Genomic DNA, 15,553 nt, shown 5'->3' on the forward strand with positions numbered 1-15,553 from the left:
GCCGGGTGCACGGCGGTGTGCGATCCGCTCGGCCGGTCGCCATGGCGCTCGGCCGTTGGGCGGTGGCTAGAGCTCCTTGAGCAGGCGCGTCAGGATGTCCTGCTGGCTCATGGCCTCGGTGTTGACGGCCACCTCGGCCGACTTGGGGACTTCGTAGGGGCTGTTGATGCCGGTGAAGTCCTGGATCTTGCCTTCCCGGGCCTTCTGGTAGAGCCCCTTGGGATCGCGCTGCTCGCAGACATCCAGCGGGGTGTCGACATGCACCTCGACGAAGTCGCCCGCGTCGAACAGCTCACGGGCGGCGTCACGGTCGGCCCGGAACGGCGAGATGAAGGCGGTGATGACGACGATGCCCGCCTCGGCGAACAGTCGGGCCACCTCCCCCACCCGGCGAATGTTCTCGGCCCGGTCGGCCTCGCCCATGCCCAGGTCCTTGCACAGCCCGTGGCGGATGTTGTCGCCGTCGAGCAGCATGGTGTGGTAGCCGCGACGGTTGAGCTCCACCTCCAGGGCATTGGCCAGGGTCGACTTGCCCGACCCCGAATAGCCGGTGAACCACACGCACTTGCCCGCATGGCCGTTGATCTGCTCGCGCATGGCCTGGGTCACGCTGGTGCGGTTCCACACCACGTTGGCCTTGCTGTCGTGCTCGCGGTACTCGTAGGGCAGCTCGCTGTCCAGCGGGCGATGGATCATGCCCGCCCCCACGGTGATGTTGGTCAGGCGGTCGACGATGATGAAGCTGCCGGTGCCGGGGCTGGTGCGATAGTCGTCCACCGGCACCGGCGCGGTCAGCTCGACATGGCAACGGGCGATGGCGTTGAGGTCGAGATGGTCGGCATGGCGCTGCTCGAGGGTATTGACGTCGACCTGGTAGTCGATCGCCTGCACCTTGCCGGCGAGCCCGCGGGTGGCGAGCTTGAGGTCATAGAGCTTGCCGGGCTCGAGGGCCGTCTCGTGCATCCACACGATGTCCGCCTCGTAGCTCGAGGCCAGCGGCACCTGGTCATCCTCGGCGACCAGCCAGTCGCCCCGGGAGATGTCGATCTCGTCTTCCAGGGTGACGGTGATCGCCTGCCCCGGATAGGCGGTGTCGAGGTCGCCATCGAAGGTGACGATGCGCTCGACCGTCGAGGTCTTGCCCGAGGGCAGCGCCCGCACCGCCTGGCCGGGGGTCAGCACGCCGGCGGCCAGGGTGCCGCAGTAGCCGCGGAAGTCCAGGTTTGGCCGGTTGACGTACTGCACCGGCAGGCGCAGGTCGCGCAGGTTCTGGTCGTGGCGGATCTCGACGTTCTCGAGCAGCTCGAGTAGCGCCGGCCCCTGGTACCACGCCATGGCCTCGCTCTTGTTGACCACGTTGTCGCCCTTCAGCGCCGAGAGCGGCACGAACTGGATGTCCCGGGCGCCCAGCCTGTCGGCGACGGCCTGGTACTCGGCGATGATCTCCGCGTAGCGCGCTTCGCTGTAGTCCACCAGGTCCATCTTGTTGATGGCGACGACCAGGTGCTGGATCCCCAGCAGGTCGGCGATGAAGCTGTGGCGTCGGGTCTGGGTCTGCACGCCGTAGCGCGCGTCGATCAGGATCACGGCCAGGCTGGCGGTGGACGCCCCGGTAGCCATGTTGCGGGTGTACTGCTCATGCCCCGGGGTGTCGGCGATGATGAACTTGCGCTTGTCGGTGGAGAAGAAGCGATAGGCCACGTCGATGGTGATGCCCTGCTCCCGCTCGGACTGCAGGCCGTCCACCAGCAGCGCCAGGTCCACCGCGTCGCCGGTGGTGCCGCTGGTCTTGGAGGCCTGGGTGATCGCCGCCAGCTGATCCTCGTAGATCATCTTGGAGTCGTGCAGCAGCCGGCCGATCAGGGTCGACTTGCCGTCGTCGACGCTGCCGCAGGTGATGAAGCGCAGCAGGTCTTTCTGCTCGTGTTCTTTCAAGTAGGCTTCGATGTCGTCTGAGATCAAGTCCGAGGCGTGTGCCATTTCTCGTCCCTTAGCTGGAAGCTGGAAGCTTGAAGCTGGAAGACCCCCCAACCTCTTAGCTGCTCAGCCGATTCATTCGATGGTGAGCTTGCCGATCAGTCCGGAGAGCATGGCGGCAACCTCCCTTGTTTCCTGTACCCACCGGTTTCCATTGGCTTTCTCGATGTAGCCGATATCGATACCGATGTAGATCTGTGTTCTCAGCTCAGCGCATGAGCCCTTGGCAATCAGCAAGAAGTGCCGTTTATCCTTGGCCGTGCCGCGAGTCATGCCCTCTGCAATGTTGCTGGGTACCGAAAGTCCGGAGCGAGTGATCTGATCCTTGAAGCCGAAGTCCCGAAGATCCCGCATCGCCTTGTAGAGCTCGGCCGATAGCCTTGCTGACCGCCTCCATACTTGAAGCTTCTCGAAGTCCATGTCCTGCCCTCCCTGCTGGCCACTCCAACAGGCTAGCCTAAGCACAGGCGGGGGTTGTTCGGTTCTTCACGCTTCCAGCTGCAGGCTTATAGCTCCCGGCGAAGCCGGGGACTTCCCGCTTCAAGCTTCTAGCTTCCGTCTTTCTAACGCGCCGGAGGCGCGTTAGAAGTACCCTTCGCGCTTCTTCTTCTCCATCGAGCCCGCCTGGTCGTGATCGATGGCGCGGCCGCTGCGCTCGCTGGTGCGGGTGAGCAGCATCTCCTGGATGATCTCCGGCAGGGTGGCCGCCCTGGATTCCACCGCCCCGGTCAGCGGATAGCAGCCCAGCGTGCGGAAGCGCACCCACTTTTCCTCGGGCACTTCGCCCTCTTCCAGCGGTAGGCGCTCGTCGTCGACCATCACCAGCATGCCGTCACGCTCGACCACCGGCCGGGGGGCGGCGTGATAGAGCGGCACGATGGGAATCGACTCGAGGTAGATGTACTGCCAGATGTCCAGCTCGGTCCAGTTGGAGAGCGGGAAGGCACGGATCGACTCGCCCTTGTTGACCCGGGCGTTGTAGAGGTTCCACAGCTCCGGCCGCTGGCTCTTGGGGTCCCAGCGGTGATGCTTGTCGCGGAAGGAGAACACCCGCTCCTTGGCGCGGCTGGCCTCCTCGTCTCGGCGCGCGCCGCCGAAGGCGGCATCGAAGCCGTACTTGTCCAGGGCCTGCTTGAGGGCCTGGGTCTTCATCACGTCGGTGTAGCCGCTGGAGCCGTGGTCGAAGGGATTGATGCCCGCCTCGGCCCCTTCCTGGTTGATATGCTCGATCAGCTCCATGCCGGACTCCGCGGCCATGCGGTCGCGGAACGCGATCATCTCGCGGAATTTCCAGGTGGTATTGACGTGCATCAGCGGGAACGGCGGCGGCCCGGGGTAGAAGGCCTTGCGCGCCAGGTGCAGCATCACCGAGGAGTCCTTGCCGATGGAATACATCATCACCGGATTGCGGAACTCGGCGGCCACCTCGCGGATGATATGGATCGACTCGGCCTCGAGCTGCTTGAGGTGAGTCTGGCGTTCGGGGGTTATCTCGATCATGGGGTTTCCGGGAATTCAGGTTCAATGGCAGTGGGGAGCGCTATAAGCTGGAAGCTTGAAGCTGGAAGCTTGAAGCCGGAAGCTTGAAGAAAAAGCAACGCCCCCTTTGATGCCTTGGTTTTGATCTTGGGGTTTCTTCCAGCTTTTAGCTTCCAGCCGCGTAGCGGCGCTCTTCCAGCTTGGAGCGAAGCGACGCCCTTCCAGCTTCAAGCTTCCAGCCGCGAAGCGGCGCTCTTCAAGCTTTAAGCGCGAAGCGGCGCGCTTAAAGCTTGCGCTGGGAGCGCGGCGCGCAGCGCGCGCTCCCAGCGCTCGTCCCGCTGGCCACAGACGATGAAATAGGGATTCAACACGCTGTCCTGCTGGTTGCAACGCAGCGGTGCCAGGGTCTGGGCATTGAGCACCTCGCCGCCGGCGGCGGTGACCACGGCCTGGGCGGCGGCGGTGTCCCACTCGCAGGTGGGGGCCAGTCGCGGGTAGAGGTCGGCCGCGCCCTCGGCGACCAGGCACAGCTTCAGCGAGCTGCCCATGGAGACCCGCTCATGGGCCGGCAGGCGCTCGCAGAAGGCCTCGAATTCGGCGGAACCGTGCGACCGGCTGCCAACGACCTTCCAGGGCGCCTCGGCCGGGTCCGGCAAGGCGCGAACGCGAATGGCCTGATGCTTGTGGCCTTCCCGCTTGGTCGCGCACCGGCCGGCTTGCCCATACCAGGTGCTGCCGAGTACCGGGGCGTGCACGATGCCGAAGGTGGGCACGCCTTGCTCGATCAGCGCCACATTGAGCGTGAACTCGCCATTCTTCTTGATGAACTCCTTGGTGCCGTCGAGCGGATCGATAAGCCAGTAGCGCGCCCAGGTCTGGCGGGTCGCGAAGGGAACCTCGCCGGATTCCTCGGAGAGCACCGGCACGCCGGGCGTCACCGCCTCGAGCAACGCCACCAGGGCATGATGGGAGGCCAGGTCGGCTTCGGTGAGCGGGCTCTGGTCGTGCTTGGCTTCCACCGCAAAGTCCCGCCGATAGATGTCGAGCACGTCGCGGCCGGCACTCTCGACGCCCTCCACCAGGCGCTGTCGCTGCTCGGTTGTCACAAAATCGGTCACAAGAACTCCTTTAGAAACAAGCTGGAAGAGCGCCGCTTCGCGGCTGGAAGTTTGAAGCGGGAAGAAAATGGAACTGCAACCCCTCAATGCTCGGGCTTTGATGTTGGGGTGACTTCCAGCTTTCAGCTTCAAGCTTCTAGCTTAAAACCCCCACACCAGCGGGATCAGCGCTACGGCCGAGGCCCCGACCAGCAGGCTCAACGGGGCGCCGAGCCTGAGATAGTCCAGCATGCGATAGCCGCCGGGGCCGTAGACCATCAGGTTGGTCTGGTAACCGAGGGGGGTCATGAAGCTGGCCGAGGCCGCGAACATGATGGCGATGGCAAACGGCATATAGCTCACGCCGAGGTGGTCGGCCACCGACATGGCGAGGGGAAACATCAACACGGCCGCCGCATTGTTGGTGATGGTCTCGGTGAACAGCACCGTGAGCAGATAGACCACCGCCAGGGCCAGCCAGGGCGACATCCAGTCCGCCACCAGGGCTTCGGCGATGGCCTGGGCGGCGCCCGAGGTGGTCATCGCGGCACCCAAGGCGAAGGAGGCGGCGATGACGATCAGCACCGAGAGATCGACATAGCGGCGGGCCTTGCTCACCGTGATGCAGCCGGTCACGAGCATGCCGCCCCCCGCCAGCAGGGCGGCCTCCAGAATCGACAGCAGGCCGACCCCCGCGGCAATGACCAGCCCCGCCAGCACGGCGATCGCCACGGGCGCCTTGTGAAAGTTGGGGGGCGTCGAATCGTTGAGGGCGCTGACCAGCAGGAAGTCCTTGCGGTAGCGATACTGATCGACGAAGTCCTGCCCGGTTTCCATCAGCAGGGTGTCGCCGACCTGCAGGCGAATGTCCCCCACCTTGCCCGGCAGGCGCCGCCCCTGTCGCGAGATCGACAGGATCACGGCCTGGAAGCGTGAGCGGATGCGCGACTGCCGGACCGTCTGGCCGAGCCCGGCGAAATCCGGCCCGATCACGGCCTCCACCAGGCAGCGGTGGTGGTTGGCGATATCCAGCTTGTGGATGTCGCCGTTGGCCGGGGTGAGCCCCCGGATCTGGCGCAACTCGCGGGCACATTCCGGCGCCCCGATGAACACCAGGACGTCGCCGCCGACCAGTTGGGTCTCCGGGGGCACCGCGGTCATCAACCGCTCGCCGCGCTCGATATCGGCCAGGTAGCCATGGCGCAGGTTGCGCAGCCCGGCCTCGGCGATGGATTTCCCTTCCAGGGGACCGCCCTGGGTGACCACGAACTCGACGCTGTATTCGCGGGCCTGGTCGATCTGCTCGATCACCCCTTCCCGACGCGGCAACAGGCGATCGGCGAACAGCATCAGGAAGGTCCCGCCCAGCAGCAGCAACGGCACCCCGACCCAGGCCAGGTCGAACATCCCCAGGGCGACCCCTTTCTGGCTCTGCAGCAGGCCATCCACGACCAGGTTGGTGCTGGTGCCGATGAGGGTACAGGTGCCCCCCAGGATGGCGACATAGCTCAGCGGCAGCAGCAGCTTGGAGGGGGACAGGCCGAGCTTGTGCGACCACTCCTGGATCGCCGGGATGAACATGGCCACGACGGTGGTGTTGTTCATGAAGGCACTGAGGGTCGAGGCCGGCAGGAGCATCCGCAACTGGGCCCGCTTGAGGGTGGCCGGGTGGCCCAGCAGGCCATTGGCGACCCACAGTACCGCCCCGGTTTCCTTGAGCCCGGCGGCCACCACATAGAGGGCGGCGATGGTCATCACCCCGGTATTGGAGAAGCCCACCAGGGCTTGCGACGGCTCGAGAACTCCTGTCACCACGAGAAAGGCGAGCGCTGCCATGAGAATGGCATCCGGGGCAATACGGGTGACCGTGAGCGCCAGCAATACCGCCACGACAGACAACACACTGAGCCAGGCTTCGATGGCCATCAAAGGTTAGGAATCCTGCGACGGGCGGGCACGCTACCGCCCGGGGATTGATACCGGACGCCTTCCCTTGCCCTGTTGCGATGAAAAACTGTGAGAAGACCAGATCCATTGGTCTTCCAGAATTAGAGTTGAATAAGCGGGGCACATTCTATTGATTTAGCCACCGCTCAGCCAGTCTGATTACGCCCTCAGCCGTACATTGAGGCAAGTCAAGCCCCGAGCATTGCGATGCATCAAGGCCCGCAGGCTGCCGCTGACTACTACCCATAACCTATTGACAAGACAAAAGAATGACAGGGCGACGCGCGCGAGGGGATGTGGAGGTTCGACGCAGGCGCGATCGCCCGCCCCGCCATGACCTGGCGCTACCCTGGCCTACAGGGGTCCATCGATTGGACGGCGCGACGCGGCCTGACCGCGCCCCATTGCCCTCAGTTGCGCGGCCTGACATGCTCTCGAAAGTCCCCGCCCCGCGTCCCGACTTGAGTCGGAGATGCCGCTAGGCACCCTGCTCCGCCGTCATCGGTCGGTGAACCAACCAACCGGGCACTGAGGGCTGAGCAGCATAATGTGCCAGAGACTGCGCATTAATCGGCGTATGCGCTGGGGGCTGCTCCAGGACGACGGTCCCACTGACACCCGAAGAGCGCCAGCCCGCCCGGCTGGCTTGCCTCGCCGAGGGCGCCGAGCGTCCCTGAGGCGTCAGGCGGTGTCCTGGCCGGCAGCGGCGCCGGTTCCGCGGCGTGGCGCGCAGGTGCTCCAGGTAGCTGAGCAGCAGGTGGCAAAGTGTCAGGCACAGCACGCACCCATGAGCAACATCTTGCTCAATAACTACATGGGCTAGTCACTTATGAGCAATGTAATGCTCATGGTTTGGCAATTGCGCTAGACTATGAGCACTATCCTGCTCAACAGGTCCACCATGCAGCTCACCATCCAGATCTACCGCCAGGGCCAGTGGCACGACGCGGCCCTGCTGGAACTCCCGCAGCCGGAGCGTGGCACGCGCGGCCCCGCCCGGCTCGGCTACCTGCAGGGCTACGCTCTGCAGTGGATGTCCCACGACGACGAGCATGCCTGCAGCCTGACCCTGCCGGTCGAGCTGATGATGCGCCACCACGGCGAACGCTGGTTCGGCTTTCTCGAGGACATCATGCCGGCCGGGGCGAGCCGACGCTACTGGATCCAGCACCTCGGCATCCAGGACCTGGCCGCCGGCGAGCAGGACACCGAGCTGCTGCGCCAGGGCACCATCGCGCCGGTCGGCAACCTGCGCATCCGCGAGGCCGTGCCGCCTCGCCCCCCGGGCGGCACCCTAGAGGCGCAGCGCTTCCCGCTGCGCGATGTCATCGAGCGCCATACCGACTTCCTGGAGTATGCCCAGCAGATGGGCGCCGCCAGTGGCGGGGCCACCGGCGCCGGCGGCGAGGCGCCCAAGCTGCTGGTGCGGCGCACGCCCGACGACGCGGTATGGATCGACACCTGGCAGGACGACCCGACCAATCTCGATGCCCACTTCCTGGTCAAGTTTCCCCGCGGCCGGCGCAGCGCCGACGACTGCGCCATCCTGCGCGCCGAGTACCACTACTACCGGGAACTGGCCGATCTCGGCATCGACACCGTGCCTCGCCAGGGCCTGCAGTTGACCGAGGGCGAACGCTACCCCTCGCTGTGGCTGCCCCGCTTCGACGTCGAGGCCCGCGAGGGGCGGCTGTGCCGCTTCGGCCTGGAGTCCGTCTATGCCCTGCTCGGTGCGGCCCCGGGGACCCACCTGCGCCATCCGGCCGTGCTGGCACGGCTGGTCACCCTGCTCGAGCGCCAGCATCGGGTTCGCGAGCTGGGCGAGCCCTTCGACCGGGAGGGCTTCGTGATCGAATGGGTCAAGCGCGACCTGCTCAACGTGGCCTTCGGCAACTCCGACAACCACGGGCGCAACGCCGCCCTGCTCAAGCGCCCGGAGGGCATCTGGCACGCCCCGGTCTACGACTTCGCCCCCATGAAGGCCGATCCCGAGGGGGTGACGCGCACCACCCAGTGGGGCCCGCCGCTGGAACAGGGCGGCGACTTCGACTGGCCCGCGATCGCCCGGGCCCTCGGCGAGCTGGTCGAGCCGGACCGCCTGATGGCCGAGCTGGAGCGCCTCGGGGCCCGCCTGCAGGGCCTGGCGGAGCGCCTGGCGGCGCGCGGGGTCCCCGAGCGCATCCTGACCATGCCGGCGGTGGGGCTCGGCCATCTCGATCAGCGGTTGACGCGCTGGGGACTGGCACCATGAAACCGACACCCATGACCCCCGAGGAGCGCGAGGCCGCCCTGCTGGACCAGCTGCGGCGCCTGATGCGCGGCGAGCTCAGCGAGGGACAGGTGCTGCGCCACCTGCGCCGCGAGGTGCTGGGCCTGTCCCAGGGCGCCTATGCCGAGCTGGTGGGCGTCAGCCGGCGTACCCTGTCCGATCTCGAACGGGATGCCGGCAACGCCTCCATGGCCAGCATGAACCGGGTCTTTCGCCCGCTGGGCCTGAGGGTCGGCCTGGTGCCCCGCCAGCCCGCCCTGCTGGCTCGCCTCGCCGAGGATGCCGAGCGGCCCTGAGGCGGTCAGGCGGTGTTCTGGCCGGCAGCGTGCGCCGCTTCCGCCGCGTGGCGCCCGAAGCGCGCGCGCAGGTGCTCCAGGTAGCTGAGCAGCACCGGGATCACCGCCAGTACCAGCAGGGTCGAGAGCCCCAGGCCGAAGGCGATGGACACCGCCATGGGGATCAGGAACTGCGCCTGCAGCGAGGTCTCGAAGAGCAGCGGCGTGAGGCCGCCGATGGTGGTCAGCGAGGTCAGCAGCACCGCCCTCACCCGCTGCACCACCGCCTCGTTGAGGGCCGCATCGATGGCCAGCCCCTGACGGCGCTGCTGGCGGTAGAAGGCCACCAGGATGATGGCGTTGTTGACCACGATGCCCGACAGGCCGAAGAGGCCGAACAGCGACAGCATGGTCAGGTCGAGCCCCAGCAGCCAGTGCCCCAGCAGGGCGCCGACCAGCGCCAGCGGGATGATCGCCATGACGATCAGCGGCAGGCTCCAGGAGGCGAAGACCCAGGCCAGCACCACGTACATCAGGGCGAGCCCCACCACCAGCCCCATGCGCATGTCGGCGAAGGTCTCGCGCTGGTCGGCGGAGCGCCCCTCGAAGCTGTAGCGCACGGCATGGTCGCGCATCAGCGCCGGCAGCACCGAGGCCTCGAGCCCGGCGAGCACGCGATCGACGCTGTTGACTTCGCTATCGACCTCCGCGGTGACCTCCACCGCCAGCCGGCCGTCGGCATGGCGCAGCGCCTCGAAGCCCTGGCGATGGTCGAGGGTCATGACCTGGTCCAGCGGCACGAAGCGCCCGTCCGGGGTGCGGATCGGCAGCCGCGCCAGGGTCTCCAGACGCTCGCGCTGGTGGCGGGGCAGCAGCACCCGCACCTCGACCTCGTCGGGGCCGTCCTGGAAGACCTGCACCAGGCGGCCGTCGAAGGCGGCGCGCAGCTGGCGCCCCAGCTCCCGGGTGGTCAGGCCGAGGGCCTCGCCGCGGGGACTGACCCGGTAGATCAGCTGCTCCCGGCCCCAGGGCATGTCGTCCTCGGTGTCGTAGACCCCGGGCAGCTCCCCCAGTGAGCGTGCCAGGGACTCGGCTGCCCGCTTGAGCGCCTCCGCCGACTCCCCGGTCAGGCGCACGTTGACGTCCTTGCCGGGCGGGCCGGCACTGCGCTCGGTGATGGTCAGGGTCTCCAGCCCCGCCGGCAGCGCCAGGCGCTCCCGCCAGGCGCGGATGAACTCGGCGTTGCGCACGTCGCGGTCGTCGGAGGGAATGAGCTCGACCATCAGCGAGCCCAGGTTGTCGCCGGCTCGGGAGGCCTCGCCGCCGGCCAGGGTCGCCCCGTGGCGGGTCACCACGTGCTGCACCAGCCCGCCGCCCAGGGCCGCCTCGGTGGCCGCGAGGCTCGCCTCCATCTGCGCCAGCAGCCGGTCGACCCGGTCACGGTCGGTGCCGGCGACGAAGCCGGCGTTGGCGTAGAGCACATTGGGCTCCGGCGTGGGGAAGAAGTTGAAGGCCAGCCGCCCGCCCATCAGCAGCCCCAGGGTGAACAGCACCACGGCCACCGCCGCGGCCAGGGTCGAGGCGCGGTGGCGCAGGGTCAGCGCCGAGAAGCGCCGGAAGGGGCCCTGGCGGAAGGCGTCGAAGGCGGCCTCGAAGCGCTCCCGGGGCCGCGCCCATCGGCCGCCACGACGCGGCCCGCCCGGCACGAAGGCATTGCGCAGGTGGGCGGGCAGCACCACGAAGCACTCCAGCAGCGAGGCGACCAGCACGCAGATCATCACTACCGGGATATCGCCGAGGATATTGCCGATCACCCCGCCCACCAGCAGCAGCGGCATGAAGGCCGCCACGGTGGTCAGCGACGAGGCCAGCACCGGCCAGACCATGCGCTTGGCCGCCCCCTCGGAGGCATGCCGGGGCGCCTCGCCCTGGCGGAAGTGGGCATCGGCATCCTCGCCGACCACGATGGCATCGTCGACGATCACCCCCAGCGCCATGATCAGCGCGAACAGCGAGATCATGTTCACCGAGCCGCCGATCACCCAGAACACCGTCATGGCCCCGAGGAAGGCCGTGGGAATGCCGATGGCCACCCACAGGGCCACCCGCGCCGGCAGGAAGAGGTAGAGCAGCCCGAGCACCAGCACCAGGCCCCCCAGGCCGTTGCTGATCAGCAGCCCGATGCGTTCGGCGATCAGCCGCCAGGTCTCGTCGTGGACCTCGAGGTGGACCGTGGGCGGCAGCTGCGGGCGGGTCTCGTCGAGCCAGCGCTGCAGGGTCTCGGCGGCCGCCAGGGAGTTGCCGTTCTCGGCCCGCTGCAGCTGCAGCTCCACCGCCGGCCGGCCATCCTGGCTGAGGGTGACCTGGCCGTCGCGGGATTCCCGGCGGATGGTGGCGATATCGCCCAGGCGCAGCTGGACCCGATCGCTGCTGAGGATCGGCAGCTCACTGAAGCCCGCGGCACTGCGGCGCTGCTCCACCGAGCGCAGCTCGCGGGTGCTGTCCTGCTGGCCGAGCAGTCCCGCGGGCAGGTCCCGGGACATCACGTCGATGCGCTCGGCGATCTCGTCGAGGCTGAGCTGCAGCCCCTGGAGACGCGCCGCCGGCACCTCGATGCTGATCTGCTGCTCGGGCAGGCCCTGGGTCTCGACCCGGTCGATGCCGGCCTGCAGCAGGGCGTCCTCGAAGCGGTTGGCCAGCAGCCGCAGTTCCCGCTCGGAGACCTCGCCGTGCACCAGCAGTCGGGCCACCGGCTCGTAGCGAGCCACCCGGCTGACGCGGGGCGGCTCGGCGTCCGCCGGCAGGTTGGTGAACTCGTCGACCTGCTGGCGGACGTCGTCGAGGGCCAGCACCGGATCGGCGCCTTCCTGGAACTCCAGGGTGATGCTGGAGACGCCCTGGGCCGAGGTGGAGGTCATGCGCTTGAGCCCGTCGAGGCTGCGCAGGCGCTGCTCCAGGGGGATGGTCACGCCCTGCTCGACGTCCTCGGCGGCGGCGCCGGTCCACACGGTGCGCACGCTGACCACGTCCAGGGCGAAGCTCGGGAAGAACTGGATGTTCATCCGCGCCAGCCCCAGAACCCCGCCCAGCAGCATCACCAGCATGACCAGGTTGGCGGCCACGCGGTGATGGACGAAGAAGCCGATCGCCCCTCGGCGAGCGCTCATGCCCCCTCCCCGCCGGTGTCGCGCTCGACCTTGAGGCCCTGGACGGCATTGGGCAGGTGGGTGGTGATCACCCGCTGGCCATCGGCCAGGGCCTCGCCGGCCACCAGCACCCAGCTCTCGCCGTCGGGCCCCGGCACCTGGCCGCGGCGGGTCACCGTCAGGCGGCGCATGCGCCCGTCGCCATCCATCAGGTAGAGCACATCGTCACCGTAGAGGGCGCTGGCCGGCACGGCCAGGGTATCCTCGGCGACCGGGCGCTCGAGGCGCACGTCCACCAGGCTGCCGGGACGCAGCCCCGCGCTCTCGCCCTCGAGGCGCAGGATCGCCTCGACGCCGGCGGGCTCGCTCTCGCCGGCCAGGCCGGCGAGCACGAAGCGTGCGCCCTCCCCGCGCGCCACCAGGCGCTGGCCGGCGGCCAGCGCCGCCGCCAGCTCGGCCTGATAGGCCCGGGGAATGGTGGCCCGCAGCTCCAGGCCCTGCCGCGGGTAGACGGACAGCAGCTCGGCGCCCTCGCCGACCCGCTCCCCGGGGGCGGCGGCGATGCCGGTGACGATGCCGTCGAAGGGCGCCTCGACCCGGGCACGCTGGGCATCCCGTCGGGCCTCGGCGAGGCCGGCCTGGGCCTCGGCGAGCCCCGCCTCGAGGCGCTTGAGGCGGGCCGGGTGCTCGGCGATGCTGCCCTCCCGGGCATTGACCGTGACCCGCGCCCGCGCCAGGGCATCCCGGGCCTCGTCGAGGTCCGCCTGGGAGGCCAGGTTGCGGGCCACCAGGGAACGGTTGCGCTCGAGCTGGCGCCGGGCGTTGTCCAGCAGCTCGCGCTCGCGCACCAGGGCGGCCTGGTCGCGCTCGTGGCGGATGCGCTCGGCCGCGATCTGGGCCTCGAGATCCGCGACCCGGGCCTCGGCGCGCGCCACCGGGGGACCGGTGTCGGCGTCGTCGAGGGCGACCAGCAGGTCGCCCACGGCGACGCGCTGGCCCTCGCGCACCGGCCGCTCGGCCACCCGGGCGGTAAGCGGCGCGGTGACCGTCACCCGCTCCGGGGCCGTGATCTCGCCATACAGGGGCAACACCGGCACCCGATCGGCGAGGGTCACGGTCAGGGTCTCGACCCGCCAGCTGCGTTCCTGGGGCGTCACCGTGGCCGGCTCGGGGCGGGTCACCCTCAGGCCCACGAAGGCCGCCACGCCCAGGGCAAGAATCATCAGCGGGATCAGCAGTCTACGCATCGAACGGCGCCCATCGGCAAGAATTCGCAACCTCCAATATACAGGCTGGGCCCGCCGGGGGCAGCCGGGCGACACATCGCCGCGGGGCCGGAGAGGCGGCACAGCGGGCCAATCGGTTATCATCCCGGCACCGTCCGCCTGCGGAGTCACCATGCAAGCCGCCCTGCCCCTGCCGCTGTCCACCCCCAACCGCAACCTGGTGCGCCTGACCATCGTGCGCGGGATCACCTGGACCGGCTTCCTGGCCGGCATCATCATCGGCATCGAGGGGCTGGGGTTTGCCCTGGACCTTCCCGCCGTGATCGGGGTGATCCTGGTGATGGGCCTGATCAACGTCGCCACCTGGTGGCGCCTGGGGCGTCCCCGCGCCGTCACCCACCGCGAGTACCTGATCCACCTGCTCGCCGACGTGGGCGGGTTGACCCTGCTGTTCTACTTCACGGGCGGCTCGACCAACCCCTTCATCAACTACTACCTGGTGCCGGTGACCATCGCCGCCGCCACCCTGCCCTGGCGCCACGCCTGGGCCATCGCCGCCGCGGCCATGGCCGGCTACAGCTTCCTGATGGTCTTCTACCAGCCGGTACCGCAGCTGGGCATGCCCCAAGCGGAGACCACCATCAACCTGCATACGCTGGGCATGTGGCTGAACTTCGCGCTGTCCGCCGGTCTGGTGACCTTCTTCCTCTACAAGATGGCCCGGGCCCTGCGCGGCCGGGAGCAGGCGCTGTCGCGCACCCGCGAGGCGGCGCTGCGCAACGAGCAGGTACTCGCCGTGGCCACCCAGGCTGCCGGCACCGCCCACGAGCTCGGCACGCCGCTGTCGACCATGGCGGTGCTGCTCCAGGAAATGCGCGAGGACGCCCGGGGCGACACCCAGCTGGAAACGGACATCGACCTGCTGCGCCAGCAGGTCGACACCTGCAAGTCGCGGCTGCGCCAGCTGGTGGACAGCGCCGATCGTCGCCGCATGGCCCAGCCCGAGGTCCGCGAGGCCGGCGAGTGGCTGGCCGCCGTGGTGCAGCGCTGGCTGGTGCTACGCCCGGACGTGTCGCACCGCCTCGAGTTCGCCGGGCGTCGCGGCCAGCCCAGGCTGGCGGTGGACGCCACCCTCGACCAGGCGCTGACCAACCTGCTCAACAACGCCGCCGACGCCAACCCCGACGACATCCGCATCCAGCTCGACTGGAACGACGAGGAAGTGGTGATCGACATCCGCGATCATGGGCCCGGCGTGGCGCTGTCCATCGCCGACCAGCTGGGCGACACCTTCGTCTCCACCAAGAGCAAGGGGCTCGGCATCGGCCTGTTTCTGACCCATGCCACCATCAATCGCTTCGGTGGCGGCGTGAGCCTGTACAATCACCCCGAGGGCGGCACCCTGACCGAGGTGACCCTGCCCCGAAGCGACCCCGCGGCCTGATCCGCCCGGTCATCGATTCCCCTGCGAGGATGCCATGCAAGACATCGCCCAACGCCTGCTGATCATCGACGACGACGAGATGTTCTGCCATGTGCTGCATCGCGCCATGAGCCGGCGCGGTTTCGAGGTGCTGGTGGCCCACGATGCCGCGGAGGCTCTCTCCCTGGGCCGCAAGTACCAGCCGGAACTGGCCACCCTGGACCTCAAGCTGGAACAGGAGTCGGGGCTCAAGCTGCTGCCGGAATTGCTGGAGCTGGTCCCCGACTGTCGGGTGGTGGTGCTGACCGGCTACTCGAGCATCGCCACGGCGGTGGAGGCCATCAAGCTCGGCGCGGTGAACTACCTGTGCAAGCCGGCGGATGCCGACGAGGTGCTCGCCGCCCTGGCCAAGGAGGAAGGCGACCCGGAGGCGGAGGTGGCGGACCACCCGCCCTCGATCAATCGCCTGACCTGGGAACACATCCAGAAGGTGCTGCAGGAACACGACGGCAACATCTCCGCCACCGCCCGGGCGCTGGGCATGCACCGGCGTACCCTGCAGCGCAAGCTGCAGAAGCGGCCGGTACGGCGGTAAGCTGGAAGCTGGAAGCTGGAAGCTGGAAGCTGGAAGCTGGAAGCTGGAAGCTGGAAGCTGGAAGCTGGAAGCTGGAAGCTGGAAGCTGGAAGCTGGAAGCTGGAAGCTGGAAGCTGGAA

General features: G+C 68.3%; 11 protein-coding genes. 4 read left to right on the forward strand and 7 right to left on the reverse strand.

The genetic code is table 11. From position 1 onward, the window contains the following. Positions 1–66: 66 nt before the first annotated feature. The 5 genes from cysN to EKG36_RS19685 all read right to left on the reverse strand — a co-directional run bounded on the left by cysN (position 67) and on the right by EKG36_RS19685 (position 6,479). Positions 67–1,980, reverse strand: coding sequence for a sulfate adenylyltransferase subunit CysN (gene cysN, locus EKG36_RS19665; protein WP_126486978.1), 1,914 nt, complete (start codon positions 1,978–1,980; stop codon positions 67–69). A 72-nt stretch (positions 1,981–2,052) separates the two neighbouring features. Further along, complete coding sequence (locus EKG36_RS19670) at positions 2,053–2,397, reverse strand: four helix bundle protein (RefSeq protein WP_126486979.1); 345 nt, start codon at positions 2,395–2,397, stop codon at positions 2,053–2,055. A gap of 162 nt (positions 2,398–2,559) precedes the next feature. Next, on the reverse strand, positions 2,560–3,477 hold the full coding sequence (gene cysD, locus EKG36_RS19675) for a sulfate adenylyltransferase subunit CysD (protein ID WP_126486980.1): 918 nt from the start codon (positions 3,475–3,477) through the stop codon (positions 2,560–2,562). A 242-nt stretch (positions 3,478–3,719) separates the two neighbouring features. Next, positions 3,720–4,574 (reverse strand): 3'(2'),5'-bisphosphate nucleotidase CysQ, encoded by an 855-nt coding sequence (gene cysQ, locus EKG36_RS19680; RefSeq protein ID WP_126486981.1) that lies wholly within the window; start codon positions 4,572–4,574, stop codon positions 3,720–3,722. A 141-nt stretch (positions 4,575–4,715) separates the two neighbouring features. Continuing rightward, positions 4,716–6,479 (reverse strand): SLC13 family permease, encoded by a 1,764-nt coding sequence (locus EKG36_RS19685; RefSeq protein WP_126486982.1) that lies wholly within the window; start codon positions 6,477–6,479, stop codon positions 4,716–4,718. Between the two features lie 922 nt (positions 6,480–7,401). Between EKG36_RS19685 and EKG36_RS19690 the strand changes: the two genes are divergently transcribed. Both EKG36_RS19690 and EKG36_RS19695 read left to right on the forward strand, forming a co-directional pair. Beyond that, entirely contained in the window at positions 7,402–8,751 is a 1,350-nt protein-coding gene (locus EKG36_RS19690) for a type II toxin-antitoxin system HipA family toxin (RefSeq protein WP_126486983.1), read from the forward strand. After that, positions 8,748–9,065, forward strand: coding sequence for a helix-turn-helix transcriptional regulator (locus EKG36_RS19695; protein WP_126486984.1), 318 nt, complete (start codon positions 8,748–8,750; stop codon positions 9,063–9,065). The genes EKG36_RS19690 and EKG36_RS19695 overlap by 4 nt, the downstream gene beginning before the upstream one ends. A 5-nt stretch (positions 9,066–9,070) precedes the next feature. Here the strand turns inward: EKG36_RS19695 and EKG36_RS19700 are convergent, their stop codons facing one another. Together EKG36_RS19700 and EKG36_RS19705 are read right to left on the reverse strand one after the other, a co-directional pair. Next, positions 9,071–12,211, reverse strand: a complete 3,141-nt coding sequence (locus tag EKG36_RS19700; RefSeq protein WP_126486985.1) for an efflux RND transporter permease subunit — start codon at positions 12,209–12,211, stop codon at positions 9,071–9,073. Further along, positions 12,208–13,437, reverse strand: coding sequence for an efflux RND transporter periplasmic adaptor subunit (locus tag EKG36_RS19705; RefSeq protein ID WP_126486986.1), 1,230 nt, complete (start codon positions 13,435–13,437; stop codon positions 12,208–12,210). The genes EKG36_RS19700 and EKG36_RS19705 overlap by 4 nt, the downstream gene beginning before the upstream one ends. 151 nt (positions 13,438–13,588) lie before the next feature. Here EKG36_RS19705 and EKG36_RS19710 point away from each other — a divergent pair, with 151 nt between their 5' ends. Both EKG36_RS19710 and EKG36_RS19715 read left to right on the forward strand, forming a co-directional pair. Then, a complete protein-coding gene (locus tag EKG36_RS19710; RefSeq protein ID WP_126486987.1) occupies positions 13,589–14,860 on the forward strand; it encodes an ATP-binding protein in 1,272 nt (423 codons plus the stop codon). A gap of 34 nt (positions 14,861–14,894) precedes the next feature. Beyond that, complete coding sequence (locus EKG36_RS19715) at positions 14,895–15,434, forward strand: response regulator transcription factor (protein WP_126486988.1); 540 nt, start codon at positions 14,895–14,897, stop codon at positions 15,432–15,434. The last annotated feature ends 119 nt before the right edge of the window (positions 15,435–15,553 follow it).

Source organism: Halomonas nitroreducens, from assembly GCF_003966155.1.
GTDB classification, from domain to species: domain Bacteria; phylum Pseudomonadota; class Gammaproteobacteria; order Pseudomonadales; family Halomonadaceae; genus Halomonas; species Halomonas nitroreducens.

What these genes read in the sequence shown, in the direction of transcription:
- EKG36_RS19705 (WP_126486986.1), bottom strand. Translation starts at nt 13,437, where the DNA reads ATGCGTAGACTGCTGATCCCGCTGATGATTCTTGCCCTGGGCGTGGCG.
- EKG36_RS19695 (WP_126486984.1), top strand. Translation starts at nt 8,748, where the DNA reads ATGAAACCGACACCCATGACCCCCGAGGAGCGCGAGGCCGCCCTGCTG.
- cysD (WP_126486980.1), bottom strand. Translation starts at nt 3,477, where the DNA reads ATGATCGAGATAACCCCCGAACGCCAGACTCACCTCAAGCAGCTCGAG.
- EKG36_RS19670 (WP_126486979.1), bottom strand. Translation starts at nt 2,397, where the DNA reads ATGGACTTCGAGAAGCTTCAAGTATGGAGGCGGTCAGCAAGGCTATCG.
- cysN (WP_126486978.1), bottom strand. Translation starts at nt 1,980, where the DNA reads ATGGCACACGCCTCGGACTTGATCTCAGACGACATCGAAGCCTACTTG.
- EKG36_RS19715 (WP_126486988.1), top strand. Translation starts at nt 14,895, where the DNA reads ATGCAAGACATCGCCCAACGCCTGCTGATCATCGACGACGACGAGATG.
- EKG36_RS19710 (WP_126486987.1), top strand. Translation starts at nt 13,589, where the DNA reads ATGCAAGCCGCCCTGCCCCTGCCGCTGTCCACCCCCAACCGCAACCTG.
- EKG36_RS19690 (WP_126486983.1), top strand. Translation starts at nt 7,402, where the DNA reads ATGCAGCTCACCATCCAGATCTACCGCCAGGGCCAGTGGCACGACGCG.
- EKG36_RS19685 (WP_126486982.1), bottom strand. Translation starts at nt 6,479, where the DNA reads ATGGCCATCGAAGCCTGGCTCAGTGTGTTGTCTGTCGTGGCGGTATTG.
- EKG36_RS19700 (WP_126486985.1), bottom strand. Translation starts at nt 12,211, where the DNA reads ATGAGCGCTCGCCGAGGGGCGATCGGCTTCTTCGTCCATCACCGCGTG.